30 protein-coding genes are annotated in these 26,985 nt (G+C 57.7%); 17 read left to right on the forward strand and 13 right to left on the reverse strand.

Annotation, left to right across the window (positions count from 1 at the left end; all coding sequences use genetic code 11):
- Position 1 precedes the first annotated feature (1 nt).
- The 3 genes from alr (at position 2) to AUC61_RS04455 (ending at position 2,463) form a co-directional block, all read left to right on the forward strand.
- The gene (gene alr, locus AUC61_RS04445) at positions 2-1,072 is read left to right on the forward strand and encodes an alanine racemase (protein WP_243244635.1); all 1,071 of its coding nucleotides are present in this window, start codon (positions 2-4) and stop codon (positions 1,070-1,072) included.
- A 246-nt stretch (positions 1,073-1,318) separates the two neighbouring features.
- Positions 1,319-1,867: a cupin domain-containing protein gene (locus AUC61_RS04450; RefSeq protein WP_243244788.1), complete on the forward strand. Its 549-nt coding sequence runs from the start codon at positions 1,319-1,321 to the stop codon at positions 1,865-1,867.
- Positions 1,868-2,040: 173 nt separating this feature from the next.
- Positions 2,041-2,463 carry a c-type cytochrome gene (locus AUC61_RS04455; RefSeq protein WP_243244636.1) on the forward strand — a complete coding sequence of 141 codons (423 nt, stop codon included), beginning with the start codon at positions 2,041-2,043 and terminating at the stop codon, positions 2,461-2,463.
- 101 nt (positions 2,464-2,564) lie between these two features.
- Here AUC61_RS04455 and AUC61_RS04460 read toward each other — a convergent pair whose 3' ends face one another.
- Positions 2,565-3,629, reverse strand: coding sequence for an aminopeptidase (locus AUC61_RS04460; protein WP_243244637.1), 1,065 nt, complete (start codon positions 3,627-3,629; stop codon positions 2,565-2,567).
- Positions 3,630-3,724: 95 nt separating this feature from the next.
- Here AUC61_RS04460 and AUC61_RS04465 point away from each other — a divergent pair, with 95 nt between their 5' ends.
- A complete protein-coding gene (locus tag AUC61_RS04465; RefSeq protein WP_122667412.1) occupies positions 3,725-4,138 on the forward strand; it encodes a PA0061/PA0062 family lipoprotein in 414 nt (137 codons plus the stop codon).
- Between the two features lie 3 nt (positions 4,139-4,141).
- Here the strand turns inward: AUC61_RS04465 and AUC61_RS04470 are convergent, their stop codons facing one another.
- Positions 4,142-4,375: a DUF1161 domain-containing protein gene (locus AUC61_RS04470; protein WP_243244639.1), complete on the reverse strand. Its 234-nt coding sequence runs from the start codon at positions 4,373-4,375 to the stop codon at positions 4,142-4,144.
- A 170-nt stretch (positions 4,376-4,545) separates the two neighbouring features.
- Here AUC61_RS04470 and AUC61_RS04475 point away from each other — a divergent pair, with 170 nt between their 5' ends.
- Entirely contained in the window at positions 4,546-5,205 is a 660-nt protein-coding gene (locus tag AUC61_RS04475; RefSeq protein WP_205504776.1) for a hypothetical protein, read from the forward strand.
- A 122-nt stretch (positions 5,206-5,327) separates the two neighbouring features.
- Here the strand turns inward: AUC61_RS04475 and AUC61_RS04480 are convergent, their stop codons facing one another.
- On the reverse strand, positions 5,328-5,759 hold the full coding sequence (locus AUC61_RS04480; protein WP_122667221.1) for an OsmC family protein: 432 nt from the start codon (positions 5,757-5,759) through the stop codon (positions 5,328-5,330).
- A gap of 245 nt (positions 5,760-6,004) precedes the next feature.
- Between AUC61_RS04480 and AUC61_RS04485 the strand changes: the two genes are divergently transcribed.
- Positions 6,005-7,003 carry an LLM class flavin-dependent oxidoreductase gene (locus AUC61_RS04485; RefSeq protein ID WP_243244640.1) on the forward strand — a complete coding sequence of 333 codons (999 nt, stop codon included), beginning with the start codon at positions 6,005-6,007 and terminating at the stop codon, positions 7,001-7,003.
- Positions 7,004-7,159: 156 nt separating this feature from the next.
- Here AUC61_RS04485 and AUC61_RS04490 read toward each other — a convergent pair whose 3' ends face one another.
- Together AUC61_RS04490 and AUC61_RS04495 are read right to left on the reverse strand one after the other, a co-directional pair.
- A complete protein-coding gene (locus AUC61_RS04490; RefSeq protein ID WP_243244641.1) occupies positions 7,160-7,384 on the reverse strand; it encodes a DUF1161 domain-containing protein in 225 nt (74 codons plus the stop codon).
- 149 nt (positions 7,385-7,533) lie between these two features.
- Positions 7,534-7,749, reverse strand: a complete 216-nt coding sequence (locus AUC61_RS04495; RefSeq protein ID WP_087269534.1) for a dodecin — start codon at positions 7,747-7,749, stop codon at positions 7,534-7,536.
- Between the two features lie 181 nt (positions 7,750-7,930).
- Here AUC61_RS04495 and AUC61_RS04500 point away from each other — a divergent pair, with 181 nt between their 5' ends.
- Positions 7,931-8,257 carry an ElaB/YgaM/YqjD family protein gene (locus AUC61_RS04500; RefSeq protein WP_122667219.1) on the forward strand — a complete coding sequence of 109 codons (327 nt, stop codon included), beginning with the start codon at positions 7,931-7,933 and terminating at the stop codon, positions 8,255-8,257.
- Between the two features lie 9 nt (positions 8,258-8,266).
- On the opposite strand, the gene AUC61_RS04505 is transcribed toward AUC61_RS04500, so the two are convergent.
- Positions 8,267-9,166: a LysR family transcriptional regulator gene (locus AUC61_RS04505; RefSeq protein WP_243244644.1), complete on the reverse strand. Its 900-nt coding sequence runs from the start codon at positions 9,164-9,166 to the stop codon at positions 8,267-8,269.
- A 124-nt stretch (positions 9,167-9,290) separates the two neighbouring features.
- On the opposite strand from AUC61_RS04505, the gene trpB reads away from it, so the two are divergent.
- The 3 genes from trpB (at position 9,291) to AUC61_RS04520 (ending at position 11,953) form a co-directional block, all read left to right on the forward strand.
- Complete coding sequence (gene trpB, locus AUC61_RS04510) at positions 9,291-10,520, forward strand: tryptophan synthase subunit beta (protein WP_243244645.1); 1,230 nt, start codon at positions 9,291-9,293, stop codon at positions 10,518-10,520.
- Positions 10,517-11,329: a tryptophan synthase subunit alpha gene (gene trpA / locus AUC61_RS04515; RefSeq protein ID WP_243244647.1), complete on the forward strand. Its 813-nt coding sequence runs from the start codon at positions 10,517-10,519 to the stop codon at positions 11,327-11,329. Before trpB ends, trpA begins: the two co-directional genes overlap by 4 nt.
- A 123-nt stretch (positions 11,330-11,452) precedes the next feature.
- Positions 11,453-11,953: an anti-virulence regulator CigR family protein gene (locus tag AUC61_RS04520; RefSeq protein ID WP_243244648.1), complete on the forward strand. Its 501-nt coding sequence runs from the start codon at positions 11,453-11,455 to the stop codon at positions 11,951-11,953.
- A gap of 100 nt (positions 11,954-12,053) precedes the next feature.
- On the opposite strand, the gene AUC61_RS04525 is transcribed toward AUC61_RS04520, so the two are convergent.
- Entirely contained in the window at positions 12,054-12,386 is a 333-nt protein-coding gene (locus AUC61_RS04525; RefSeq protein ID WP_243244649.1) for a DOPA 4,5-dioxygenase family protein, read from the reverse strand.
- A gap of 183 nt (positions 12,387-12,569) precedes the next feature.
- The gene (locus AUC61_RS04530) at positions 12,570-13,520 is read right to left on the reverse strand and encodes a choline sulfate utilization transcriptional regulator (RefSeq protein WP_243244650.1); all 951 of its coding nucleotides are present in this window, start codon (positions 13,518-13,520) and stop codon (positions 12,570-12,572) included.
- A gap of 115 nt (positions 13,521-13,635) precedes the next feature.
- Here AUC61_RS04530 and betC point away from each other — a divergent pair, with 115 nt between their 5' ends.
- From betC to AUC61_RS04545, 3 genes are all read left to right on the forward strand, one after another.
- Positions 13,636-15,141 carry a choline-sulfatase gene (betC, locus tag AUC61_RS04535; protein WP_243244651.1) on the forward strand — a complete coding sequence of 502 codons (1,506 nt, stop codon included), beginning with the start codon at positions 13,636-13,638 and terminating at the stop codon, positions 15,139-15,141.
- A gap of 34 nt (positions 15,142-15,175) precedes the next feature.
- Positions 15,176-16,102, forward strand: a complete 927-nt coding sequence (choX, locus tag AUC61_RS04540) for a choline ABC transporter substrate-binding protein (protein WP_243244652.1) — start codon at positions 15,176-15,178, stop codon at positions 16,100-16,102.
- A 162-nt stretch (positions 16,103-16,264) separates the two neighbouring features.
- Positions 16,265-17,833: a SulP family inorganic anion transporter gene (locus AUC61_RS04545; protein WP_243244653.1), complete on the forward strand. Its 1,569-nt coding sequence runs from the start codon at positions 16,265-16,267 to the stop codon at positions 17,831-17,833.
- Here the strand turns inward: AUC61_RS04545 and aroE are convergent.
- Positions 17,830-18,651, reverse strand: a complete 822-nt coding sequence (gene aroE, locus AUC61_RS04550; RefSeq protein WP_243244654.1) for a shikimate dehydrogenase — start codon at positions 18,649-18,651, stop codon at positions 17,830-17,832. The two genes, AUC61_RS04545 and aroE, sit on opposite strands and share 4 nt — an antisense overlap.
- A 128-nt stretch (positions 18,652-18,779) precedes the next feature.
- A complete protein-coding gene (hemF, locus tag AUC61_RS04555) occupies positions 18,780-19,697 on the reverse strand; it encodes an oxygen-dependent coproporphyrinogen oxidase (protein ID WP_243244655.1) in 918 nt (305 codons plus the stop codon).
- A 174-nt stretch (positions 19,698-19,871) separates the two neighbouring features.
- Here hemF and AUC61_RS04560 point away from each other — a divergent pair, with 174 nt between their 5' ends.
- Positions 19,872-20,849 (forward strand): NADPH:quinone reductase, encoded by a 978-nt coding sequence (locus AUC61_RS04560; protein ID WP_243244657.1) that lies wholly within the window; start codon positions 19,872-19,874, stop codon positions 20,847-20,849.
- Positions 20,850-21,041: 192 nt separating this feature from the next.
- On the opposite strand, the gene tsaC is transcribed toward AUC61_RS04560, so the two are convergent.
- The 3 genes from tsaC to AUC61_RS04575 all read right to left on the reverse strand — a co-directional run bounded on the left by tsaC (position 21,042) and on the right by AUC61_RS04575 (position 23,898).
- Positions 21,042-21,599 carry an L-threonylcarbamoyladenylate synthase type 1 TsaC gene (tsaC, locus tag AUC61_RS04565; protein ID WP_243244658.1) on the reverse strand — a complete coding sequence of 186 codons (558 nt, stop codon included), beginning with the start codon at positions 21,597-21,599 and terminating at the stop codon, positions 21,042-21,044.
- Positions 21,600-21,636: 37 nt separating this feature from the next.
- Entirely contained in the window at positions 21,637-22,749 is a 1,113-nt protein-coding gene (gene dprA / locus AUC61_RS04570) for a DNA-processing protein DprA (protein WP_243244660.1), read from the reverse strand.
- A 123-nt stretch (positions 22,750-22,872) separates the two neighbouring features.
- Entirely contained in the window at positions 22,873-23,898 is a 1,026-nt protein-coding gene (locus AUC61_RS04575; RefSeq protein WP_243244661.1) for a LysM peptidoglycan-binding domain-containing protein, read from the reverse strand.
- 139 nt (positions 23,899-24,037) lie between these two features.
- Between AUC61_RS04575 and def the strand changes: the two genes are divergently transcribed.
- The 3 genes from def to rsmB all read left to right on the forward strand — a co-directional run bounded on the left by def (position 24,038) and on the right by rsmB (position 26,962).
- Entirely contained in the window at positions 24,038-24,544 is a 507-nt protein-coding gene (def, locus tag AUC61_RS04580; RefSeq protein ID WP_027901565.1) for a peptide deformylase, read from the forward strand.
- Positions 24,545-24,689: 145 nt separating this feature from the next.
- On the forward strand, positions 24,690-25,649 hold the full coding sequence (gene fmt, locus AUC61_RS04585) for a methionyl-tRNA formyltransferase (RefSeq protein WP_243244662.1): 960 nt from the start codon (positions 24,690-24,692) through the stop codon (positions 25,647-25,649).
- Positions 25,646-26,962, forward strand: a complete 1,317-nt coding sequence (gene rsmB / locus AUC61_RS04590; RefSeq protein WP_243244664.1) for a 16S rRNA (cytosine(967)-C(5))-methyltransferase RsmB — start codon at positions 25,646-25,648, stop codon at positions 26,960-26,962. Before fmt ends, rsmB begins: the two co-directional genes overlap by 4 nt.
- The last annotated feature ends 23 nt before the right edge of the window (positions 26,963-26,985 follow it).

Here is a 26,985-nt window from a genome sequence, read left to right on the forward strand (position 1 = left end):
CATGCGTCCAGCTCGCGCTCTTATCGACCTTCAAGCCCTGCGTCATAACTACCGCCTGGCACGCGACACCACCGGCGCGAAAGCCCTCGCGGTGATCAAAGCTGACGCTTACGGCCATGGTGCAGTGCAGGTTGCCCAGGCACTTGAGGCCGAGGCCAATGGTTTCGCCGTGGCCTGCATCGAAGAAGCACTGGAGTTACGCGCTGCCGGTATTAGCGCGCCCATTCTGTTGTTGGAAGGTTTCTTCGAAGCCGATGAGCTGGACCTGATCGTCGAGCATGACTTCTGGTGCGTGGTGCATTCGCTGTGGCAACTGGAGGCTATCGAACAGGCCCGCGTGCATAAACCGCTGACCATTTGGCTAAAGATGGACTCGGGCATGCACCGCGTCGGGCTCCACCCGCAGGAGTTTCAGGCCGCCTATCAACGCCTTCAAGCCAGCGGCAAAGTGACGAAGATCGTGCTCATGAGCCACTTCGCACGTGCAGATGAACTGGACAGTTCCAGCTGCGCAGAACAGGTTGCCGTATTCGAAGCTGCCCGTCAGGGCATGACCGCCGAAATCAGCCTGCGCAATTCCCCGGCAGTCATGGGCTGGTCAGATGTACCCAGCGATTGGGTACGCCCCGGCATCATGCTCTACGGCGCGACACCGTTTGATCGACCACAAGCCATTGCCGATCAGTTGCAACCGGTCATGACGCTTGAATCAAAAATCATCTGTGTCCGCGATTTGCCAGCAGGCGAACCGGTCGGCTACGGCGCAACGTTCATCACTGAGCGCGCCTCCCGCGTTGGCGTGGTCGCCATGGGTTATGCCGACGGCTATCCACGCGAAGCGCCCACCGGTACACCGGTGCTTATCGATGGTCAGCCGAGTCAACTGCTGGGACGCGTGTCGATGGACATGCTTTGCGTCGACCTGAGCCATTTGCCACAGGCAGGTCTGGGAAGCCGGGTCGAGCTGTGGGGCAAGAATGTTCTGGCCAGCGACGTGGCGACCCGTGCGGGCACCATTCCGTATCGGATTTTCTGCAATCTGCGTCGTGTACCACGGATTTATCAAAACTAAGATAGCTCTCTGAGTAGAGAAGCTTTTTTCTGTAGGAGCTCACGAGCACCGCGAGGCCGCGATAGCGGTGTGCCTGACACTCCGCCATCGCGGCCTCGCGGTGCTCGTGCGCTCCTACAGGGGTAATGTTTGCCAGCCGGTTCTCTGGATATTCCGTAACAGGTCCAAGTGTTGTAAATACTGAACGCTATTGCCATGATGGCGCTCAACTCGACCTTGCCTGACCCATCTAGGAGGACTGCCGCATTGGACGTCGGTGAACGACTGCAATCCATTCGTAAACTCAAGGGCCTGTCCCAACGCGAGCTTGCCAAACGAGCAGGCGTGACCAACAGCACCATCTCCATGATCGAAAAAAACAGCGTAAGCCCTTCGATCAGTTCACTGCGCAAAGTGCTCGGCGGGATTCCCATGTCCATGGTGGAGTTCTTCTCCGAAGAGCTCGAGCAGCAGAACCCGACTCAAGTGGTCTACAAAGCCAGCGAGCTGATCGATATCTCGGACGGCGCAGTGACCATGAAACTGGTAGGCAAAGCTCATCCGAGCCGCGCAATCGCTTTCCTTAACGAGATCTACCCGCCCGGTGCCGATACCGGCGAGGAGATGCTGGTTCATGAGGGAGAAGAGACCGGCATTCTGGTGGAAGGCCGTCTGGAGCTGGTAGTTGGGCTGGATACTTACATTCTTGAAGCCGGCGACAGCTACTACTTCGAAAGCACCAAACCGCATCGCTTTCGTAACCCGTTCGACGTGCCGGCGCGACTAATCAGCGCAGCCACCCCGGCCAATTTCTAAGCTACAGGCCCGGTAAATACGGGCCTGCGCAAACCCTACCCTCAACGCCGAGCCGTCGGATAATAACCTTTCTGATTGAAGGGTTGTTTCGGTACCTCAGGCGAGGGGCTATACTTTCGCGGCCTGCTAAACCGTGGCAGGCGAGCGTGAATAGTCACCATGAGGGTGTAAGCGTGAACCTGACTAATAAGATTCTGGCCGTTGCCGCCGCATTAACTTTTTGGGCGTTCAACGCTCAGGCAGCGACCCATGAAGAGATCGCCAAGCGGCTGGAGCCGGTCGGCCAGGTCTGTGTCCAGGGCAAGGAGTGCGCGGGAATGGAAGTCGTCGCATCCACTGGCGGCGGAGCGGCCAAAAGCCCCGACGACATTATTGCCAAACACTGCAATGCCTGCCACGGCGCTGGGCTGTTGAACGCGCCGAAAATTGGTGACGCCGCCGCCTGGAAAGAGCGAGCCGATCATCAGGGCGGCCTTGATGGCCTGCTGGCCAAGGCAATCACAGGCCTTAACGCCATGCCGCCCAAAGGCACCTGCGGCGACTGCTCGGACGACGAGCTCAAGGGCGCGATTCAGAAGATGTCGGGGTTGAAGTAACAACCTGCATCATCCCCTGTAGGAGCTGCCGAAGGCTGCGAATAGCGGTGTTTCAGGACCAATCTTTCGCAGCCTTCGGCAGCTCCTACAGAGAATTATGTTTACTCAGACCTACCCACCAACCTCTGCAACTCAGCCCGGCGCTGCGCGATCGGCAATTCGCCCAAGCGCTCCACCTGTGCATAAAACGCCTGCCAGTCCCCGTTCACGTTTTTGAACAGCCTTGCAAAAGCTGGCACCCATTGGTCATAGAGCCCAAAGGGCAGCAATCTGGCGTTGTTCATGGGCGCGTTGATCCAGGCGTCATAACGCTTGTCGCCCGACCACTGCTGGTCACGCAGCACACGGTAGTCATTGCGCAGTCTTTCGAATTCCGCAGCCTTGCGCTCGCGCATCAGCTTAACGCTCAGCGGTTGTCGATAAAGCTTTTTCAAACGCTCCCGGGTAGCCAGCACCAAGCGGGTAAGCTCATCCCGCTGCTTTGACTGCGTTAGCCGCTGCGGATCAAGACCACGCGCAACGCGCCATTGACGGGTGCCTTCCTGCTCGACGAAGCTGGCGTAAGACTCGTTGAACTCAGTGTCGTCCTTCACATAGAAACGCTGATGAGCCAGTTCGTGAAAGATCAAGGTCGCCAGACGCTCATCGTCCCAACCCAGCATCGAACTCAGAATCGGGTCGTTGAACCAACCAAGGGTGGAATAAGCTTCAACTCCGCTGACGTATACGTCTTTCCCTTCCTGGCGCTGTAATGCCGCTGCGCCCCTCGCACCGCCAACGCTGTAGTAGCCGCGATAGGCGACACAGCCCGCGATAGGGAAGCAATGCGTAACAGGCTCCAGTGAGAACTCGTCCGTGGCGAACACATTCCAGACCACGTAGGGACGACCAAGGTCGGCATAGAGCCGGTAGCTTTTATTGTCTGGTAGATGCAGCTGGCTGCTGGCGAAAGTCCGCGCTTGTTGGGACAGAGTCAAACGCTGGCGAAGTTTCGGATCGCGGGTTTGATCCGCAATCACATCCTCGACCGGCTCACGGGCTCGCAACAACTGAAACTGGCCGCTCACTAGCTGGTCGTAATAGCTGAGGCTAGAACAGCCACCCAGCAACAAGATCGCCAAAAAAGGCCAACTGCGCCACAGGCATAAAACGTTGAGACTCCGCATGGACAGCCTTTAAAGTTGCACACATGGCGCGTTATGCCGGACAGCACCGGCCTTTCGCAACTACTATCGCCACCTTGAAGCCGAGCCGACTGACTATGCGCCCTTTACTGATGCTCCTGGCACTGACCACTCTGGCTGGCTGCGCGGGACCAATGCCAGCCGTTGACCCGGCACAGGCATGGGTCGATATGCGCACCATGACTGGCAAGCTGGTCATGGCTGACAAAGTGGACGGCAAAACCACCTACGACGGCCGCTACTTCCAGATATCACCGGGCAACCATCGACTGCAGGTTCGCTATGACTATGAAGTCCACTACGGCGGCTTTACAGCGATGGGCGACGAGTACACCGAGCTGACGTGTTATGTAGAACTGCATTACCCGAATTTCACAGCGGGGCAGCGCTACATGATCGAAGTCCGCTCGCTGGCCAACAACGTGAGCGCCGAACTGCTGGATGCCCAACGTAAAGTCCTCGCCACCGAGGACCATGTTTCGTGCATCTGACGATCAGCGGTCGTTTTTCTGATAAATGATTTTTCGCGTGCCGTTATCGCAACTCCCGATCACCATGTTCTGGTCGTGAACCTCGTCATTGGTGACGATTTCCAGCGTGTAGGAGCTGACATTGTTGGCCTGGATCTTGGCTTCGATTTCGATCTTTAGCTCCTCACAATCTTTGGGCGCAGCCATGGCACCAGAGGCCAACGAGACACCCAATACTGCCAATGCGAAACGTTTCATGCCCAACTCCTTCATACCTCGCATACGACACGCGCCAGACTGATTCTCACGCTGCGCCGTAGCCCTTCATAGACATTAGCCAGCATCCGCAAGTTCGGCACTCGTCAGTCGGGTCGAACTTCTTTGTGCGCGCTTCATCACATCCTGACGATTAACTGACTGAGTGATGTATGAACGCACCTTTCATCCAATGGGTTATCCAGTACAAGGACGCCCTGACGGTCCTTATCAGCATCGGTACGCTGATCGTCTGGGTGCTTTACGCACAATTGCTGTTGAACAATTACCGCCGCCAGCGCAGGCCTCGGATCATCATCAACCGGGGAGCCGGGAAAGGCATTGGCTCGCTATGCCTGATCAGCAATATGAGTGCCGAGCCAATCTTCATTAATCAGATTGTGCTGGTACTCAACACCAACCAAGGTGAGTTGTGTTGCGATGTCACTGACATTCGTGAGGAAAGCAAAGGCGAGATCGAACAGGATCTGATCCTGCACAACGCCACCCGCCAAGGACCGTTGGGTACCGGCGACTTCACTCACATTGGTTCCTTTGCCTCCCTTATCCAGCGTCTGGCCCTGCTTCATGCGATCCCCATGCAAGGCCACAAGCCAACACAGGACTGGGTCTTTTCCAGCCTGGAAGTGCGAGTGATCGCGTTCTACGGCTCGGATAAGCATGCCATTGGGGCGAGCCGTGGATTCACGTTAGGGACTGCCGAAGAGGGCGGCTGCCAGCTGATTGCCCAGGCGCGCGAAAGCCGTCAATACAACTCGGCCTGGCATCGTCGAAAGGTTCGTCGCAAATGGATGCTGGATGTGGAGGGGTAGGGAGAGTCGACCCTACGCCGAACACTGTAGGAGCTGCCGAAGGATGCGAAAGCGATAGTCCTGAGACTCCGCTATCGCAGCCTTCGGCAGCTCCTACAGGTCAATCATCTGTCCTGCCCCGATCAGCTAAGCAGCGTAGCGTCCAGGGTGATTTTCGCGTTCAGGACTTTCGACACCGGGCAGCCTTCTTTGGCCGCGGCGGTCAGCTTGTCGAACTGCTCTTGAGTCGCACCCGGCACTTTGGCTTTCAGCGTCAAGTGGACAGCGGTAATCGCAAAGCCGCCATCAACCTGGTCCAGGGTGACATCAGCGGTGGTATCGATGCTTTCTGCAGTCAGGTTCTCACCGCCCAGAATCATCGACAGGGCCATCGAGAAGCAGCCCGCGTGCGCTGCGCCGATCAATTCTTCAGGGTTGGTGCCTTTACCGCCTTCGAAGCGAGCCTTGAAGCCGTATGGCGCTTCACGCAATACGCCGGTCTCAGTGGAGATGCTGCCGATGCCAGTCTTAAGGTCGCCTTCCCAGTGGGCCGATGCTTTTTTGACAATGCTCATGGTGTCTCCTCATGGATAAGTGCGGTTTCGCACGGGGTTAAGGGTTCTGAGGATAGCTCGCTCTGGAAAGTTCAACGGAAGGAAGACCCGAAAATAAAGTAGCATTTTTCTACTTTAGGGATTGAATCTGAAGCATATGCCCTTATCCTCTTTAACAACCGTGGGTTTCGGTCATCAGCGTTTTCTTCATCTGACGGGTCATGTACCAAGCCTGCAAAAACACTTTCGAGGATCGTTGACGACCTATGAAACGTTTAGCTGATGTGAAGATTTCTACGCTTGATCTGGTTCCCGTACGCCACGACAAGGGCCCTGCAGAATCGCTGCGCAACTCCCTGAATCTGGCACAACACGTCGAGAAACTGGGCTACAACCGTTTCTGGGTGGCCGAACACCACAATATGGATGGCATCGCCAGTTCGGCGACCTCTGTGCTGCTTGGCTACCTGGCGGGCGGCACTTCGACGATTCGCGTGGGAGCGGGTGGTGTGATGCTGCCTAACCACGCTCCACTGGTGATTGCCGAGCAGTTCGGCACCTTGGCAAGCCTGTATCCGGGTCGCATCGATCTGGGCCTTGGCCGTGCGCCCGGCTCTGACCAGATGACCGCTCGCGCCTTGCGCCGCGAGCGCTCTGGCAGCGCCGATGATTTCCCGGAGGATGTGGCAGAGCTCATGGCCTATCTCGGCCCACGCACGCCCGATCAACGAGTCATCGCCGTTCCTGGCACCGGTACCAACGTACCGATCTGGTTGCTCGGCTCAAGCCTGTTCAGTGCTCAACTCGCCGGGCAACGCGGCTTGCCTTACGCGTTCGCTTCGCACTTTGCGCCGCGTTACATGCATGAAGCCATTCGGGTTTATCGCAATCACTTCGAACCTTCGGCGGTACTCGACAAGCCATACGTAATGCTCGGCGTGCCTCTGGTGGCGGCCGATACGGACGAGCACGCTGAATATCTGGCGACGTCGCTGTATCAACGCATTCTTTCGCTGATGCGCGGCCAGAGCCTGGTGCAGAAACCACCTGTGAAAAGCATGGAAGGCCTGTGGCTGCCTCACGAGAAGGCCGCCGTAGCTGACTTCCTTGGTTTGGCGATGGTTGGCAGCAAAGAGAAAATCCGCGCCAGGCTGGATGTCTTGCTGGAGCAGACTGATGCTGATGAACTGATCTTCACCTGCGATATGTATGAGCATGCAGACCGGTTGCGCTCATATGAAATTCTGGCTGAGGCTCGAGGTTGATTCTTGTTGGAGCGAGGCTTGCCCGCGAAGAACGATAACGCGGTTTGCCTAGGCATATGTACGGGGTAATTCGCGGGCAAGCCTCGCTCCAACGGAACTGAGCAGACACAAAAAAACCGACTTCAACGAGTCGGTTTTTTTGTATCTGCAACATGATCAGCCGCGCTGATACACGATTTCCTTGGTGCCGCCTTCACAGCTGCCGACAACGGTCTTGTCGGTCACGCTGCCTTTATCGACGACTTCAAGCGTGTAGGACGAAGCGCCTTTAGCCTGGATCTTTGCGTCAATTTCCGCCTTCAACTCTTCGCACGGCTTGCCAGCCGCCAGGGTGGTCCCGGCGATGCTCAGCAAACATACCGCCAATAGAAACTTCTTCATTGGTCAAACTCCTTCGTCAGGCCAAAACAGGTCATCAGCTCAGCAGATAACTTGAAAGAATTAACCACGCCGACGATCGTTCGCCGCACCGGGCTCTATCTGTGTAGCGGAGGATATGGCATTCAGCCAGTGCGAAAGTTCAGCAATGGTCAGCTGTTGGCAATTCGGAAGCCCACTTTCAGAGTCACTTGATAGTGCGCAACCTTGCCATCTTCAATGTGGCCACGGGTCTCAGCGACCTCAAACCATTCAAGATGCTTGATGCTTTTACTGGCTTCGGCCAACGCATTATTGATCGCGTCTTCGATAGTGGTGGTAGACGAGCCAACCAGCTCGATCTTCTTGTACGTGTGATGATCAGTCATGGCAGTTCTCCTAAAGGTCTTTACGAGCGTAGCAGTCACTTCGCTCCTTACCTCTGTGGGGAAAAGCGGCCTAAAAGTTCAGCACTTTGTGAAAACACAACTTTGCGAAAAACAAACGCACTTTCTGAAAAGCGTGTAGTCGGAAGCAACACACGCCACTCACCATTGCAGGAGAAACATCATGGCTAGCACTTCACTACGTAAAGCCTCGCTTCAAAGCATGGAAGCGGAAATCGAAAGTCTGCTGAAATCGCTGGAAAGCCTGAAATCCGATGCTTCGGACGAATCACGCAGGACTCTCAAAAATTTGAAAGCCAACGCTGAAAGCGCGCTGAGCCACTCGCGCAGCCTGCTGAGCGATGTCTACGAAGACGTCAAAGTCAAAACCCGTGAAACCAGCGTTGCTACCCGCGACTACGCGCAAGAGCATCCATGGACTACAGCCGGTGTTGCAGTCGGTGCGGTTGGCCTGTTGGCTGCCTACCTGCTGTGCAAACGCGGCAACTGATCAAACAGCTCAGGGTCGTCCCGAACGTTTCAGCTCGTTCTTTAGCCACTTGGCCAATGATTGAGCGCGCCCGTCAGCGGCACGTTTGGGAACCCACAAAGCCAGTTGCGCCGGGGTTTCAGTAAAACCCCACGGCGCAACCAGGCGACCAGCCCGCAGGTCATCTGTCACCAGCGGCTCAGGCGCAATTGCGACACCCAGGCCTGCAACGGCCGCCTCCAGCAAATAATACAGATGCTCAAAACCCTGCCCATATTGCAGCGCCTTCGGGTCGATGCCGTTTTGTTCCGCCCAACTGGGCCAGGCTTGTGGCCGCGAGGTGGTTTGCAGAAGGGTTTCGTTGAGTAACTCGTGCAGCGGAGCTTGCTGCAACTGTGCATAACGGGCGAAGTGCGGACTTAACACCGGACCAATTCGCTCACTCGCCAACTCGAACACCTGCATATCCGCAGGCCACGGCGGCTCAGCGAACACCAGCAACGCATCCAGCCCGGGGCGACGCGGATCCAGATCGCCTTCACCCGCTGACAAGTGCAATCGCAGATCCGGCAGGTCCGCATTCAATCGGCCCAGGCGTGGAATAAACCAGCGCGCCAGCAGGCTCCCGGAACAACCCAATACAAACGGGGCATCCGCATTGCCCTGGCTTAGCTCGGCACACACAACGCGCAGACGGTCAAACGCGTCGCCGCTGGCGTCTCGCAGGCGAATACCCGCATCTGTGAGTTTAAGGCCACGGCCGTCCTTGACGAACAAGGCGACGCCCAAGTGTTCTTCAAGCACTTTCAACTGCCGACTCACGGCACCGTGTGTAACGTGCAGCTGTTCAGCCGCCTGACTGACGCTGTTCAAGCGCGCAGTAGCTTCAAAGGCCCGCAATGCGTTTAACGGAGGAAGGTCCCGGCTCATGATATCTGTGAGTTTTCCTGACAGGTTGCCGAGATCTTATCGGTTTTCAGAAGGGTTGGCTCTGGTTAAAGTGTGTTCATTGCCGATCCGGCTCACTCATTCGCTTTTCGACCCTGGAGGTCACATGACCCAGACCAACTTCAGTAATGGCCCAGATGCCAATGGCCTGTTCGGTTCGTTCGGCGGCCGTTACGTTGCCGAAACCCTGATGCCCTTGGTACTCGACTTGAACCGCGAGTACGAAGCGGCGAAAGCCGACCCGGAATTCGTCGAGCAACTCGCCTATTTCCAGCGTGATTACATCGGTCGCCCCAACCCTTTGTACTTCGCCGAGCGCCTGACCGAGTTCTGCGGCGGCGCCAAAATCTACTTCAAGCGCGAAGAGCTTAATCACACCGGCGCGCACAAGATCAATAACTGTATCGGCCAGGTTCTGCTGGCCAAGCGCATGGGCAAAAAGCGCCTGATTGCTGAAACCGGCGCTGGCATGCACGGCGTGGCCACGGCCACTGTTGCAGCACGTTTTGGCCTGCCTTGCGTGATCTACATGGGCGCTACCGACATCGAGCGTCAGCAAGCCAACGTATTTCGCATGAAGTTGCTGGGCGCCGAAATCGTGCCCGTGACCTCCGGCACCGGCACCCTTAAAGACGCTATGAACGAAGCACTGCGTGACTGGGTAACCAACGTCGATGACACCTTCTACCTGATCGGCACTGTGGCTGGCCCGCACCCTTATCCAGCGATGGTCCGTGACTTCCAGTCGATTATCGGCAAGGAAACCAAGGTTCAGATGCAGGAAAAAGAAGGTCGTCTGCCAGACAGCCTGATCGCTTGCGTCGGCGGCGGTTCCAACGCCATGGGTTTGTTCCACCCGTTCCTGGATGACAGCAGCGTGGAAATCGTTGGCGTCGAAGCAGGTGGCCATGGCGTGGATACCGACAAACATGCCGCCAGCCTCAACGGTGGAGTGCCAGGTGTACTGCACGGCAACCGCACTTACTTGCTGCAGGACAACGACGGTCAGATCACTGACGCGCACTCGATTTCCGCCGGTCTGGACTACCCGGGCATTGGCCCGGAGCACGCTTACCTGCACGAAGTGAAACGCGTCGAATACGTCAGCATCACCGACGAAGAAGCGCTGGAAGCCTTCCACCACTGCTGCCTGCTCGAAGGCATCATCCCGGCGCTGGAAACCGCTCACGCCCTGGCCGAAGCCATGAAGCGTGCGACCAACCTGCGCGATGACCACCTGATGGTCGTATGCCTTTCGGGTCGTGGTGACAAAGACATGCAAACCGTCATGAATCACATGGCCGCCGCCGAACAGAATCAGGAGAAGCTGGTATGAGCCGCCTCGAACAACGTTTCGCCCAGCTGAAAACCGAAGGCCGCGCGGCACTGGTGACGTTCATCACCGCTGGCGATCCTGGCTATGACGCCTCGCTGAAAGTGCTCAAGGGCCTGCCCGCAGCCGGTGCAGACGTGATCGAACTCGGCATGCCGTTCACCGACCCGATGGCTGACGGTGTAGCCATCCAGCTGGCGACACTGCGCGCTCTGGACGCCGGTCAGACGCTGCTGAAAACCCTGCAGATGGTCAGCGAGTTCCGCGTCGACGATCAGACCACGCCGATCGTGCTGATGGGTTACTACAACCCGATCCATCGTTTTGGTGTTGAGAAATTCGTCGCCGCTGCCAGCGAAGCAGGCGTCGATGGTTTGATCATCGTCGACTTGCCGCCGGAGCATGACGCCGAACTGGCGACGCCTGCCCAGGCCTCGGGTATCGACTTCATCCGCCTGACCACACCGACCACCGACGATGCGCGTCTGCCGCGTGTTCTTGAGCGCAGTTCCGGCTTCGTTTACTACGTGTCGGTTGCGGGCGTGACAGGCGCTGGCTCGGCAACAACAGAACACGTCGAAGGTGCGATCGAGCGTCTGCATCGTCATACCAGCCTGCCAATCTGTGTCGGCTTCGGTATCCGTACACCGGAGCAGGCAGCCGCCATCGCTCGCCTCGCGGACGGCGTAGTGGTCGGCTCGGCACTGGTGGACAAGATCGCCAATGCCGCGTCGCCAGAGCAGGGCGTCGACGACGTGCTGAGCCTGTGTGCAGCCTTGGCCGAAGGCGTTCGTAAAGCTCGTGTGAGCTGAAGGTAAAGTTCCTGATACAGAGGAATCAAAGCGCAAACGCCTGTACTAAGTAGTCAGGCAGAGGGGTTCAAGGTTCATGCCTTGACCCCCTTTTTGCTGCATTGAATTTTTCAGGAGCAACACATGAAACTGCCAAACCGTTTGATTGCCGGGCTGGGTATCTTGATGATCAGCGCCAGTCCGCTGTTGCAAGCAGCACCGCAAGATCAGCGCGGTGGCCCTGACGATAACCGTCAAGGTCAGCAGCAAGGTCCAGGCCCACAGAGCAAAGGGGGCCACGACCAGGGCAACCAGGGCCAGGGCCGCGGCAATCAAAATCGCCCGCAACAAGCGCATCAGGAAAACCGCGGCGGCAACCGCCCACCTGAAAATTTTGACGGTGTGCGTAACACCATCCAGCAGCACCGCGATGTGATCGGCCGTGGTCAGCCGCTACCGCCGAATATTCATGTCGTCAAAGGCCGTCCTCTGCCACCAGGCTACGGTAAGCGCCTGGACGCTCGTTCGCTGCAACACCTGCCACGTTATGACGGCTACGAGTGGCGTCGTATGGGCACTGACGTGGTGTTGATCGCTGTCGGTACCGGGATTGTTTACGCGATTCTGGATGGCGTTTTGAATTAATCAAAACCTGACTGTAGGAGCTGCCGAAGGCTGCGAAACGGTACTTCTGACACACCGCCATCGCAGCCTTCGGCAGCTCCTACAGGTACAGTGTTCATCTTCACCGCTTGAACATCCCCAGATTCAAAGGCCGTACCGCGCCCATCCAGATGGCGTGCTCGGTATGATCCGCCAACTCATCGCCAGTCAGCGGATGGGTAAACACCACCAGACCATTACGATTCAGCGCCAGCCACAGCATCACATCGGCAAATTGCTGATGATCAAACGCCAACTGACAGCTCCAGTCGGTGTGCGGGCCAACCGGTCGCTCGTGAACACGGCCCATCGCCAACCCAAACTTCTCGACCGACGCCTTACACAAGGCCCGCGCTTGCTCGATGGTGTCAGCATCGAAGTAAACATGGGCGTGATAGCCCTGAATCTCTGACATGGGTGTAAGTGCTCCCTTGGCTAACATTTAATTCAATCTCTGTAGGAGTGAGCTTGCTCGCGATAACGGTAGACCTGTTGAGAAGTTACCGTCTGGGCTGACGCTATCGCGAGCACGCTCACTCCTACAGGGTCCGTGTTTGCTTCGCGACAACGTGGTGTCAGGGACACCTGGACAACTTGCCTATACCGCAATCGGCGGCAGCGGTCTGCCCGCGAGCCCATCGCCACTCTGCGCCTGTTCACTCGCCAGCCAATCCACGAACTGCTGAACGATCTGCACCCTTCGTTTGCGTTGCGGCAGAACCACGTAATAGCCATAACCGGAGACAGCAGTCGCTGCGATGGGGCGGCAGAGCAGGCCTTGATCGAGGAGCGCATCCACCAAGTGACGCCAGCCGATGGCCACGCCCTGGCCCGCAATGGCTGCCTGAATCAGCAAGGTGTAGTTGTCGAAGCGCAACTGGCCGGGAGCAGGGGCCTGAGGAATATTCAGCGCTCTGAACACGCCGCCCCAGTCAAACCAGTTAGCGCTGCCTTCACCACGCAAGTGCAGCAGCGGGAATTCGCGCAGTACATCAGTGGATAACGGCGGCTCGCGTCCGGCCAACAATTGCGGGCTGCATACCGGGAAAACCTCTTCGCTGAACAACCAGCGGCTTTCCCCCTGCTTGAAACGCCCATCACCGAACAACACCGCAACATCGATATCGGCGCGCAGCATGCTGTGGCTGCGCTCACTGGTGACCAGGCTGACGTCCACATCAGGATTGGCCTCGTGAAAGCGATGAAGACGTGGCATCAGCCAATAAGCAGCAAAAGCGAAGTCTGTAGCGACCTGCAGAACTTCATGCTGGTGCTGATGAGTGATGGTGATCAACCCCGCGTCCATCGACTGCAGGCCGGACTGCACATGGTTGAACAGAATTTCGCCGGCGTCCGTCAGCTCAATGCCACGGTAAATCCGGTCGAATAACCGTGTCGCCAGTTGCTCCTCAAGGCGCTTGATCTGCTGACTGACGGAGGGCTGAGTGGTACCCAGCTCAATCGCTGCCGCCGTGAAACTGCGCAATCGCGCCGCGGCCTCGAACGCACGCAACAGATCCAGCGACATCTCACCAAGCGATTCAAACATAAGCTGCACTTATCCTAGGCATTGCCTTGCATGGGCTTTACCGCAGCAAGCATGGGTCCCATCCTCAATCGCAGCACTTTCGCATAAATATTCACTATGGGATGCCGCGAAATACATGAAGCGCAAAAATATTCTTTTCATCATGGCCGATCAAATGGCCGCGCCGATGTTGCCGTTCTACGCCTCATCTCCCATCAAGATGCCTCATTTGAGCCGCCTCGCCGCTGAAGGCGTGGTTTTCGATGCCGCCTACTGCAACAGTCCACTTTGCGCGCCGTCGCGCTTCACGCTGGTGAGTGGTCAATTGCCCAGCAAGATCGGCGCCTATGACAACGCCGCAGAATTTCCCGCCGACATCCCGACTTACGCTCATTACCTGCGGCGCCTGGGTTACAAGACTGCGCTGTCGGGCAAGATGCACTTCTGCGGGCCTGACCAGTTGCATGGCTACGAAGAACGCCTAACCAGTGATATCTATCCAGCCGACTATGGCTGGTCCGTCAATTGGGACGCGCCAGATGTGCGTCCGACCTGGTATCACAACATGGCATCGGTGCTTCAAGCGGGCCCATGCGTGCGCACCAACCAACTGGACTTCGATGAAGAAGTGGTCTTCAAAGCCCAGCAATACCTGTTCGATCACGTGCGCAACGACGGCGATCAACCGTTCTGCCTGACGGTTTCCATGACCCACCCGCACGATCCGTACACCATCCCGAAACCATTCTGGGATCTGTACAGCGATGATGACATTCCCCTGCCGCAGTACCAGCCAGATCAGGCCGACCAGGATCCGCACTCTCAACGTCTGATGAAGGTCTATGATCTGTGGGACAAGCCACTGCCCGAGGAGAAAATCCGCGATGCACGGCGCGCGTACTTCGGCGCTTGCAGCTACATCGACAACAACGTTGGCAAGCTGATGCAGACGCTGGAAGACATCGGCTTGGCGGACGACACCATCATTGTGTTCTCCGGCGATCATGGCGACATGCTGGGCGAACGTGGGCTCTGGTACAAAATGCACTGGTTTGAAATGGCAGCGCGCGTACCGCTGCTGGTTTATGCGCCAGGCCATTACAAGGCAGGACGTGTTGGTGCCGCAGTTTCCACGGCTGATTTGCTGCCAACATTTGTCGCCATGGCAGAAGGCGAGCTGGTAGATGGCCTGCCACTGGACGGTCAATCACTGATGCCGCACCTGCTGGGCGAGGGCGGTCATGACGAAGTGTTTGGCGAGTACATGGCCGAGGGCACTAACAGCCCGTTGATGATGATTCGGCGCGGCGCGTACAAATTCATTTACTCGGAGCAGGACCCATGCCTGCTATTCGATGTCCATAACGATCCACAGGAGCTGGAAGAGCTGAGCCAGTCGGACACTCACCAGCAACTGTTTACTGAATTCCTGGCTGAAGCACGGGCCAAGTGGGATATACCGGCGATACACCACCAGGTGCTCGCCAGCCAGCGCAGAAGGCGCTTCGTCGCTGAATCGCTGGCACTCGGCAAGCTGAAGAGTTGGGATCACCAGCCGCTGGTAGACGCCAGTCAGCAGTACATGCGCAACCACATTGATCTGGACGATCTGGAGCGCAAGGCACGTTATCCACAACCTTGACCCTGCCAAAAAATCAAAAAACTAGGGGAAGTTAATGAAGACGTTATCCAAAACACTTGTGATCGGGGTTATGGCGTTGAGCAGCCTTGCAGTACAGGCGGCCGAGCAGAGTTGCAGCACAGTGAAACTGGCCGATCCGGGCTGGAGTGATATTGCCGCAACCAATGCGATTACCAGCTTTCTGCTGGACGGCATGGGCTACAAGCCGAAGGTAGACACGTTGGCGGTACCGATTGCTTACGGCGGCCTCAAGGATGGCAAGCTGGACGTCTTCCTGGGTAACTGGATGCCTGCGCAGCAGGGCTTTTACGACAAGTTCGTAGCCACAGGTGATGTTACTCAACTGGCGAAGAATCTTGACGGTACCGAGTTCACCCTGGCGGTACCGGATTATGTCTACAACGCAGGCGTGCATGATTTTGCCGACTTGAACAAATTCGCCGACAAGTTCGAGAAGAAGGTTTACGGGATCGGCTCCGGCGCCCCAGCCAATCTGTCGATTCAGGAGATCATCAAGAAGAACGAATTCGACCTGGGAGGCTGGAAGCTGGTGGAGTCCAGCGAACAGGCGATGCTGGCTGAAGTGAATCGCCGGGTGAAAAAAGACCAGTTCGTGGTGTTTCTCGGCTGGACGCCGCACCCGATGAACGTGCAGGTCAAAGGAATGCACTACCTCAAAGGCGGCGAAAAATACTTCGGCGACACCGGTACCGTGCATACCCTGACCCGCAAAGGCTACGCCGAGGCTTGCCCGAACGTAGGCAAACTGTTGACCAACCTGACGTTCACTCAGGACATGGAGAACAGCATCATGGCTGATGTCACCAATAACAAAGTCACCAATGCCGCGGCAGTCAAAACCTGGATCAAGGCCAACCCGGCCGTGCTGGATAAATGGCTCGATGGCGTGAAGACCATTGATGACAAAGATGCGCTGGCGGCGGTGAAAGCGAAGCTTTAAAAGCCTAAGCATAGGAACCTGTAGGAGCTGCCGAAGGCTGCGAAGCGATATGTCAGGAATATTGCTTTCGCAGCCTTCGGCAGCTCCTACAGGTACACAGCCTTGCACCTAACTGCCTGACACCTCACCCTTACCCCTCCGCAATCCTTCAAAGAGCGTTTCATGGGTTGGCTCAATCGCCATAAATTTCTGCCTTTCCTTGCCTGGCTACCCCGACAGACCCGTGCCACGGTAGGGCGTGATGCGGTGGTCGGTTTGAGCGGGGCGATTCTGGCACTGCCGCAGTCCATTGCTTACGCCCTGATTGCCGGGCTGCCAGCCGAATACGGTCTTTACGCTGCTATCGTGCCAGTCATGATCGCCTGTTTGTGGGGCTCCTCGTGGCACCTTATCTGCGGCCCGACGGCGGCTATTTCCGTTGTGCTCTACGCCAGCATCAGCCCGCTAGCGATCCCGGCCAGTCAGGATTACATCACCCTGATCCTGTTGCTGACGTTCATTGCCGGGCTGTTCCAGTTGTTGCTCGGTATGGTTCGCTTTGGCGCGCTGGTCAATTTCGTCTCCCATTCGGTCGTACTCGGATTTACGCTGGGTGCCGCAGTAGTCATCGCCCTGGGACAGATGCCTAACCTGATCGGTATCGATTTGCCCAGCCAGACCACGGCCCTGAAAAGCCTGGTTGCAGTGCTTGAGCATCGGGGCGAACTGGATAAAGCCTCGTTGGTTTTGGGTCTGCTGACCCTGGCACTGGGTATTGGCTTGAAGCTGCTGGTACCACGCTGGCCAACGCTACTGATCACCCTGATCGCGTCCAGCCTGTTGGTCTGGCTCTGGCCTTCGATGTTCGGCCATGTGCGCGTCGTTTCAGCCTTTGTCGGGCATCTGCCACCGTTGAGCCCGCTACCACTGGATCCGGAACTGATCCTCAAACTGCTGCCATCCGCAGTGGCGGTGGGCATGCTGGGGCTGGTCAACAGCCTGTCGATTTCCCGTTCGCTGTCCACCCGCTCTCAGCAATTGATCGACGCCAATCAGGAGGTCCGCGCTCAGGGTCTGTCGAATATGGTCGGCAGTCTGTTTTCGGGTTTTTTGTCAGCCGGTTCGTTTACCCGTTCGGCACTGAGCTTTGAAGCGGGTGCCAGGTCGCCACTGGCTGGTATATTTTCCGCCCTGTGGGTCGCGCTGTTCGCCGTCGCCGGGGCTTCGTTGATTGCGCATATTCCTATCCCGGCAATGGCCGCTTCGATTCTTTTGATCTGCTGGGGTCTGGTGGACCGACGTGGCATCAGCGCCTTGTACCGGGTCAGCCGCTCGGAGTTTCTGGTCATGGCCCTGACGTGCATCGCAACTCTGCTGCTGGAGCTGCAAACCGCTATTTACGCGGGGGTGCTGGCGTCGCTGTTCTTTTACCTCAAGCGTACCTCGCAACCGAGCGTGCAGCAGTGGCGCGACGGCGACGAAGACATCATGCGGGTCGGCGGCTCGATATTTTTCGGCGCCAGCCATTACCTGCAAACAAGACTTCAGCGCACGGAAGGCAAGCATGTGGTCATTGAGGCGCAGCACATCAACTTTATCGATTACTCAGGCGTCGAGATGCTCCATCAGGAAGCCCGACGCCTGAACAAACACGAGCGGACCCTGACGTTACGTCGGGCCAGGCCGCAGGTGATCGATGAGTTGCGCAAGCTGGAAGGGGCAGAGAAGTGCCCGATTCTATTCGAGGATTAAGCAGCGAGCTGCCGACGTAATTCCGCGAGCACTGGAGCAGAATCCGGACGCACACCGCGCCACAGCAGGAATGCCTCGGCGGCTTGCTCGACCAGCATGCCCAAGCCATCCACCGACTGCGCTGCGCCATGCTCAGCGGCCCAACGACAGAAGGCTGTAGGCTCGCTGCCGTACATCATGTCGTAGCAGAAGGTTTTACCGGGTTCGATCAGGCTTGGCAAAATCGGCGGCAGTTCTCCGCTCAGGCTTGCGGAGGTGGCGTTGATGATTACGTCCACGGACTCTTCCAGCCAATCGAAGCCGCTGGGGAACACGGGCCCAAGATCAGCAAACTGCTGGGCCAGCAGTTCGGCTTTTTCCACCGTGCGATTAGCAACGACCAGAACCGCAGGACGCTCGGCCAACAACGGCTCCAGGGCTCCCCGCACAGCGCCGCCAGCGCCGAGCAGCAAAATACGCTTACCGCCAAGGCTGAGGCCTTGATTGACCGTCAGATCGCGCACCAGGCCAGCACCGTCGGTGTTATCGCCGAGCAAAGTGCCGTCAGCCAGCTTGCTCAACGTGTTGACCGCGCCTGCACGCCGGGCGCGCTCAGTCAGGCTGTCGACCATGCGATAAGCCTGCTCTTTGAACGGCACTGTCACATTGGCGCCACGGCCTTCGTGGAAGAAAGCTTTAGCGAATGTCGTGAAGTCATCCAGCGGCGCCAGCGCCGTGCGGTAGTCCAGCTGCTGACCTGTTTGTTCGGCGAACAGGCCATGAATCAGCGGTGACTTGCTGTGGCCGATGGGGTTGCCGAAGACGGCGTAGTGGTCCATTGGGGTTCCTGTTTAATTTCAGACTCGGCCTCGGTAGGAGCGAACTTGTTCGCGAGGCGATGTATCTGGCACAACGCCTCGCGAACAAGTTCGCTCCTACCGAGACCTCGCTCACCGCTAAATAATTGTCAACCCAACGCCAACCAATCCCGATCCTGCAGGAAGTACTCGGTCAGGCGCGCTTCTTCACTGCCTGGCACCGCTTTCCAGTCGTAACCCCAGCGGACTTGCGGCGGCAGTGACATCAGGATCGATTCGGTGCGACCACCTGATTGCAGACCAAACAACGTGCCGCGGTCGTAGACCAGATTGAATTCCACATAGCGACCACGACGGAATTCCTGAAACTCACGCTGCTGCGCGGTATAAGCGTCGGCCTTTCGGCGGCGCACGATAGGCAGATAAGCGTTGATGAAGGCATCGCCGATAGCGCGGATGAAAGCAAAGCTGGTATCGAAATCCCACTGGTTCAAATCATCAAAAAACAAGCCGCCGACGCCGCGTGGCTCATTTCGATGCTTGAGGTGGAAGTAGCTGTCACACCACGCCTTGTAGCGTGGATACACGTCAGCACCAAACGGCGCGCACGCTTGCTCGGCAACCCGGTGCCAATGCACACAGTCTTCTTCGACGCCGTAATAAGGCGTCAGGTCGAAGCCGCCGCCGAACCACCAGACAGGTTCTTCACCTTCTTTTTCAGCAATGAAGAACCGCACGTTGGCGTGAGAAGTCGGCACATGCGGATTGTGCGGATGGATCACCAGCGAAACACCCAGCGCCTCGAATCCACGTCCGGCCAGCTCAGGCCGATGGGCACTCGCTGACGGCGGCAGGCTGGTGCCGAACACGTGAGAGAAGTTGACGCCGCCTTTCTCGATCACTGCGCCATTCTCTACCACACGGGTACGGCCACCACCGCCAGCAGGGCGAGTCCAGGCGTCCTCGACGAAAGTGGCATCGCCGTCTTCCTGTTCCAGGGCAGTACAGATGCGGTCTTGCAGATCGAGCAGATAGGCTTTGACGGCCTCAGTGCGGCTAGAAGACATGGCGACCTCTTAAACTGACTTCAAACGGCTGGGCACCCGGACTTCAACGGGCGCAGCGAAATTGGCGCATAGCATACCACCCGCGACCAATCGACCGCAGTTGACGAAGCGCAAACGAAGGAGTCCGATAGAGCGCTTTCACATTCCTGTTTCGATGATCATGGAGAGAACAAAATGGCAAAGCGTATCCAGTTCAGCACAACCGGCGGCCCGGAAGTTCTTGAGTATGTGGACTTCGAACCAGCCCAGCCTGGCCCGCAACAGGTACGTGTGCGCAATAAGGCCATCGGCCTGAATTTCATTGAAACCTACTTCCGTAGCGGCCTGTATCCGGTGCCGTCCTTCCCGTCGGGTCTGGGTAATGAAGGCGCGGGGATCGTTGATGCGATAGGCAGCGAAGTCAGCCGTTTCAAAGTCGGCGACCGCGTAGCCTACGGCACCGGTCCGCTTGGCAGCTACAGCGAGCTGCATACCTTGCCGGAAGCCAATCTGGTGCATCTTCCGGAAAAGATCAGTTTCGAACAAGCTGCCGCCGTCATGCTCAAGGGTTTGACCGTGCAGTATTTGCTGCGTCAGACCTACGTCGTGAAGCCGGGTGAAACGATCCTGTTCCATGCCGCAGCCGGTGGTGTGGGCTCGCTCGCCACCCAATGGGCCAAGGCGCTGGGCGCGAAGCTGATCGGCACTGTCAGTTCCGCCGAGAAAGCCGCTCACGCCAAAGCACTGGGTGCATGGGAAGTGATTGATTACAGCAAGGAAGACGTAGCCAAGCGCGTACTGGAACTGACCGACGGGCAGAAATGCCCGGTGGTCTATGACGGCGTGGGCCAGGATACCTGGACCACTTCACTCGATTGCGTTGCACCGCGTGGCCTGTTGGTCAGCTTCGGGAATGCATCGGGGCCAGTAGCAGGCGTGAACCTGGGGATTCTGGCCAGTAAAGGTTCGCTGTACGTCACGCGCCCAACCCTGGGCAGCTACGCCAACACCCCACAGAACCTGCAAAGCATGGCTGACGAACTGTTCAACATGCTCGCCAGCGGCAAGATCAAGGTGGATAACATTCAGCAATTTGCCCTCAAAGATGCGGGCAAAGCGCAGACCGAACTGTCGGGCCGCCGCACCACCGGCTCAACTATCTTGATTCCTTGATTGGAAATGCAAACACCCGAGGGAGATTCTTTGAGGGCCTGCTAGCTAAATTCCCTGTGGGAGCGAATTCATTCGCGAAAGGGCAGGTAGATCCGCCACTTATATGTCGGCTGAAACACCGCCTTCCCGAATAAATTCGGTCCCACAGGTCCATCATGAGCCCGAGATCATGTTCAACCCCTGGGACCGAATTTACCCCGCCCGAACAACCTCTGCGGTCGCTATATCGCGAATCACACTAGGATTGCGACGGCCACCCAGACTGCCACTCAGCACAGAATCAATCTGCCCTCGAAAATACTGCTCGACCCGCAGCCGGCTTCGCGCGGCGGGGCGACCAGCAGGGTTGGCTGAGGTGGAAATCAATGGCCCGACCAAAGCACAGAGTTCTCGCACTACAGAGTGATCACTGACCCTCAATGCCACGGTTTCATGGATACCGGTCACCCACTGCGGCAAGAGGTTCTGATGGGGCACAAGCCAGGTATTGGGACCGGGCCAGGTGCTGGCCATGCGATCCAGCCACAGCTCAGGAAAATCTTCGAAAAGGAAGTCAAACTGATGAATGTTGTCAGCGATCAGAATCAGCCCTTTTTCCACAGGCCGCGACTTGATCGCCAGCAGGCGGTAAACCGCTTCTTCATCCCAAGGATCACAACCCAGCCCCCATACCGCCTCGGTCGGGTAGGCAATGACCGCACCGGCGCGAATCTCTCGGGCGGCTTGCTGCACACGCCAACTGCTGACCATTTTCACTCTCCGCTAAAACATTGTCGGCAGTTTAACCTCAGGCCGCGCGCGCAAACCATCGTCCCGCCTCACAGGTAACACGGCCGTCCAGTTCCAGGTCGGTCAGCGCAGCGAGTACCTTTGGCAAGGCCCACCCGCTGGAGTGCGCCAGGGCTTCACTGGTATGGGGTGCAGCGTGCAGCAGCACCAGCAATGGATGATCAATAACGACGTCGGATGTCCGCACCGCTTCAGTTGGAGCGACGACTTGCCAGCCACGTAATGCTTCAAGAATGTGATGCACCGTCTCAACCAGCACTGCTCCATCCCTGATCAACTGATGACAGCCACGTGCACCGGGATGGTGAATCGAACCCGGGATGGCAAAGACCTCGCGGCCTTGTTCGGCAGCGAGCCGCGCGGTGATCAGAGAACCGCTGGCGACACTGGCTTCGACTACCAGCACTCCAAGGGATAAACCACTGATGATTCTGTTGCGTCGAGGAAAGTTGCTGGCGCTGGGCCCAGCATCCAGAGGGAACTCGGAAACGACGGCACTGCCTTCAGCGATCATCCGTGCTGCCAGCGACCGATGACGCTGTGGATAAAGTTTTTCGATACCCGTGCCCAACACGCCGATTGTAGAGCCTCCAACATCCAGGGCAGCCTGATGCGCTGCACCATCAATGCCCAGTGCCAAACCGCTGGTAATGACAAAACCGGCACTGGCGAGACTTTTGGAAAAAGCGGCGGCAGTGTCCATTCCCGGACGCGAAGCACGGCGGCTGCCGACCATACCCAGCTGTGGTCGGTCCAGAATAGTGAGGTTGCCCGCTACAAACAGAAGAGGGGGAGGATCAGGAATTTCCGCTAGCAATGCCGGGTAGTGAGGGTCGTCCCACATCAGCAAATGCTGGTCCGGAAGCTCTAACCATGCCAACGCTGCGCTAGCACCGTCGCGAACATCCGGATCGCGTCGGGCCTCGGCACTGGCCGCCGGCAAGCCCAGTGAGCGCCAGGCACTGGCTGGCGCACCGAGGGCAGCAGAAGCGCTGCCGAAAGCACTGATTAACTTGAAAAATCGTTTGGGGCCTACCTCGGGCAACCTATGCAGGCGCAGTCGCGCTTCCTGTTCTGCAGGCGAAGGCGCAGCTTTTTCAAACAGTGGCATGAGATCTTCCTTGATCTATGGCGCACCTTAAAAGGTGGCCAATCCTGTGGATAAGTCTGTTAACAACAATTTGATAACTGGGGTGTGGAGGACAAAAATCTGTATTAATTCTGCAACATGAGGCTAAGGGTTTCTGACCTTGTCCAACACTTCCAAGGATCGATTGGCGTTAAGAACCAGCCCGTAGCTGAGTTTTTCGTACGTGCGGAAAATCATCAGCAGCCCGGAGCGCTCGTCAGGAATTTTGACTTGTTCACCGGTGATGCGATCCCGGACAGTTTCCCCGGTCTTGTAGATCGCCAGCACGTTACCTTCTGTCAGGCCATCGCGCCTGCCACGGTCCACCGTCACAACATCCATCACACCCACCTGGTTCACGCCCCGAGGGACGTCGATAATCAGGCCGTTGATGTTGCTACGCGGCTCGCTGGGCAAGAAGCTGGAGTTGATCGGGCGTTCTTCGCTGGCAAACAGACGATCGCCCACCCGTACTTCCTGATTGGAGCGTTGCAGCATCAGCGTGGAGACATCGCCTTCGGACGCCACAATCTCACCACCGCCAATCTCATCCGCGTTGATACCCAGCACTTCCTGAGTCACCGGATCGATATAGGTTTTGCCCTGACGGAAGATGCCATACACCGAATGAGCAGGATCCACCTCGCCACGCGCATAAATACGGTCACCAATGCCGCTTAGCACACGCTCGGCATTACCGGCCACGATGTAAGGCGCTGTGTCGAACTGCTCAGGGGCATCCACAATGCGGTTGCTGAGCAAGAAGGCATTGATTGCCCCCAAAGGAATGCTTGGCACTGCTTCGACCATAGGCGTGCTGCGCACCCGGGGCGAGAGTTTGACGGTGCCGCGCGACTCACCACGATTGAGGGTTACCCGTGGCTGACCGTCGACATAACTCAACGACAAAGTATCACCGGGATAGATCAGATCAGGGTCGTGGACCTGCGGATTGGCACGCCAGATCTCCTGCCATTTCCAGGGCTCGCTGAGGAATTTTCCTGAAATGTCCCAAAGCGTGTCACCGGCAACCACTGTGTAACGCTGCGGATGGCCTTCCCTGAGTTGCACTTGCGCCTGCACAAGACCGGTCGCGGCCAACAGCAGCAGGGCGAGTAGTGATTTCCTCATGCAGTGAATCCCTTTATCATGTTGCTTCGCGTGAACATAGAGTCCTATCCGGCTCGGTGTGAAAATGGTTGCCCCGCTTGGACGTCCAAAGCCTAGCAGCCGATTTTGACTTTACCCTACAAGTGCAGCTCTTACGTATATGGCTATTCTAAACATCCTCGAGTTTCCCGATTCGCGCCTGCGCACCATCGCCAAGCCGGTGGCCGTAGTAGACGCCGACATTCGTCAGTTGGTCGATGACATGTTTGAAACCATGTATGAGGCGCCAGGTATCGGGCTGGCTGCAACCCAGGTCAACGTCCATAAGCGTGTAGTGGTCATGGACCTCAGCGAAGACCGCAGCGAGCCTCGGGTTTTCATCAACCCCGAGATCGAAATGCTGACCGATGAAATGGATCAGTATCAGGAAGGCTGCCTTTCCGTTCCGGGCTTCTATGAAAACGTAGATCGCCCGCAAAAGGTCCGTATCAAAGCGCTGGATCGTGACGGCAAGGCTTACGAAGAAATCGCTGAAGGCCTGCTTGCTGTGTGTATCCAGCATGAGTGCGATCACCTGAACGGCAAGCTGTTCGTCGATTACCTGTCCAACCTCAAGCGCGACCGGATCAAGAAAAAGCTCGAAAAACTGCACAAGCAGAACGCTTGATTCCTACCTGACTGTAGGAGCTGCCGCAGGCTGCGAACGACCGGGAACCGGTCGCCAAGGCCATTGTTGCTGAAGGTTGTTCCAACCTTATCGCAGCCTTCGGCAGCTCCTACAGTTCAAAATGCCCTTTCCCAACGAGAAGCCCATGACTGAGCCACTGCGCATCGTCTTCGCCGGCACACCAGAGTTTGCCGCTGAACACCTCAAGGCCTTGCTCGACAGCCCTCACCAGATCATCGCGGTCTACACCCAGCCTGATCGCCCGGCGGGTCGTGGACAAAAGCTGATGCCGAGCCCGGTCAAGCAACTGGCTGTGCAACACGATATTCCGGTGCTGCAACCGCCAACCCTGCGCGATGCCGCGGCTCAGGCCGAACTGGCTGCGCTTAAGCCTGATTTGCTGGTGGTGGTCGCTTACGGTCTGATCCTGCCACAAGTGGTGCTGGATATTCCGCGTCTGGGCTGCATCAACAGCCACGCATCGCTGCTGCCACGCTGGCGCGGTGCCGCGCCGATCCAGCGCGCTGTAGAGGCAGGCGATGCCGAAAGCGGTGTGACCGTGATGCGCATGGAGCTGGGCCTGGACACCGGGCCGATGCTGCTCAAAGCCGTAACCCCAATCACCCCTGAAGACACCGGTGGCACGCTGCATGATCGCCTTGCCGAACTTGGTCCGCCTGCTGTGTTGCAAGCGATTGCCGGTCTGGCCGACGGCTCGCTCGTCGGCGAAGTGCAGGATGACAGCCTCGCCACCTACGCTCACAAGCTCAACAAGGACGAAGCACGCATCGACTGGAGCCGTCCGGCTGACGAGCTGGAGCGTCTGGTTCGTGCTTTCAATCCATGGCCGATCTGCCACAGCACGCTGAACGGCGAAGCCCTGAAAGTCCTCGCCGCCAGCCTCGCTGAAGGGCAGGGCGAGCCGGGCACTATTCTGGAGGCGAGCAGGGACGGCCTGATAGTCGCCTGTGGCCAGGGCGCGCTGCGTTTGACTCGCCTGCAATTGCCAGGCGGCAAGCCACTTAATTTCACCGACCTGTTCAACAGCCGTCGCGAGAAATTCGCCATCGGCACCGTGCTGGGCCAACAGGTGGCTGCGCAATGAACCCGCGTCTGGCCGCCGCCAAGGCACTGGCCGCTGTGCTCAGCGGCAAAGCTTCGCTCAACAGTTCGCTCCCGACGCAGATGGACAAGGTTGAAGTCCGTGATCGCGGCCTGACTCAGGATCTGGCGTTTGGTACAGCCCGCTGGCAACCACGTCTTTCTGCGCTGGCGGCAAAACTGTTGCAAAAGCCTTTCAAGGCCGCTGATGCCGACGTCGAAGCGTTGCTGCTGGTGGGTTTGTATCAACTTCTGTATTCGCGGATACCGGCTCACGCGGCTATCGGCGAAACCGTGGGCTGCGCCGACAAACTGAAAAAGCCATGGGCCAAGGCGCTACTCAACGCCGTGCTGCGCCGTGCACAGCGTGAAAGCGAAGCGTTGTTGGCCGAGCTGGAACATGATCCGGTGGTGCGCACGTCGCACCCTCGCTGGCTGCAAAAAGCCTTGAAAGCCGCATGGCCGGAGCAATGGGAAGCCATCTGCGCCGCCAACAACGCGCATCCGCCGATGATTCTACGGGTCAATCGGCGGCACAACAGCCGCGATCAATACCTCGAACTGCTGGCCAAAGCCGGCATTGAAGCAGTCGGCTGTACGTTCAGTCAGGACGGTATCCTGCTGACCGAACCTTGCGATGTGCGCAGCCTGCCGGGCTTTGCCGAAGGCTGGATCAGCGTTCAGGACGAAGCCGCGCAACTGGCTGCCGATCTGCTGGAATTGGCGCCAGGCCAACGTGTACTGGACGCCTGTTGCGCACCTGGTGGCAAAACCTGTCACTTGATGGAAGTCCAGCCTGCATTGGCAGGCGTAGTGGCGGTGGATCTGGAAGCCAAGCGGCTAGTGCGGGTGCGCGAAAACCTTGAGCGCCTGGGCCTGAGCGCCGAACTGATCGCCGCCGATGCCCGGGAAACCGCGCAATGGTGGGACGGCAAGCCGTTTCAGCGCATCCTGCTCGATGCACCCTGCTCGGCAACTGGCGTGATCCGTCGTCATCCCGACATCAAGCTGACCCGACAGGCCGATGACATCCCGGCCTTGGCAACCCTGCAAGGCGAGTTGCTCGATGCCCTTTGGCCAACCCTGCAAGTCGGCGGCATTCTGCTTTACGCCACGTGCTCGACGCTGCCCATGGAGAACACCGAAGTCATCGAGGCGTTCCTCGCGCGGACATCCGGTGCACGTGAACTGGACATTGCCGGTCAGCTCGGCCAGCAACCATCGGGCCTCAAGCAGCCACACGGTCGCCAACTGCTCGCGCAGGAAGGCGGGCATGATGGGTTCTATTACGCCAAACTGATCAAGATCGCTGCTTGATTCGCGATACTCAAATTCAATGC

Origin of the sequence: Pseudomonas maioricensis, assembly GCF_022790535.1 — a bacterium.
Taxonomy (GTDB): Bacteria; Pseudomonadota; Gammaproteobacteria; order Pseudomonadales; family Pseudomonadaceae; genus Aquipseudomonas; species Aquipseudomonas maioricensis.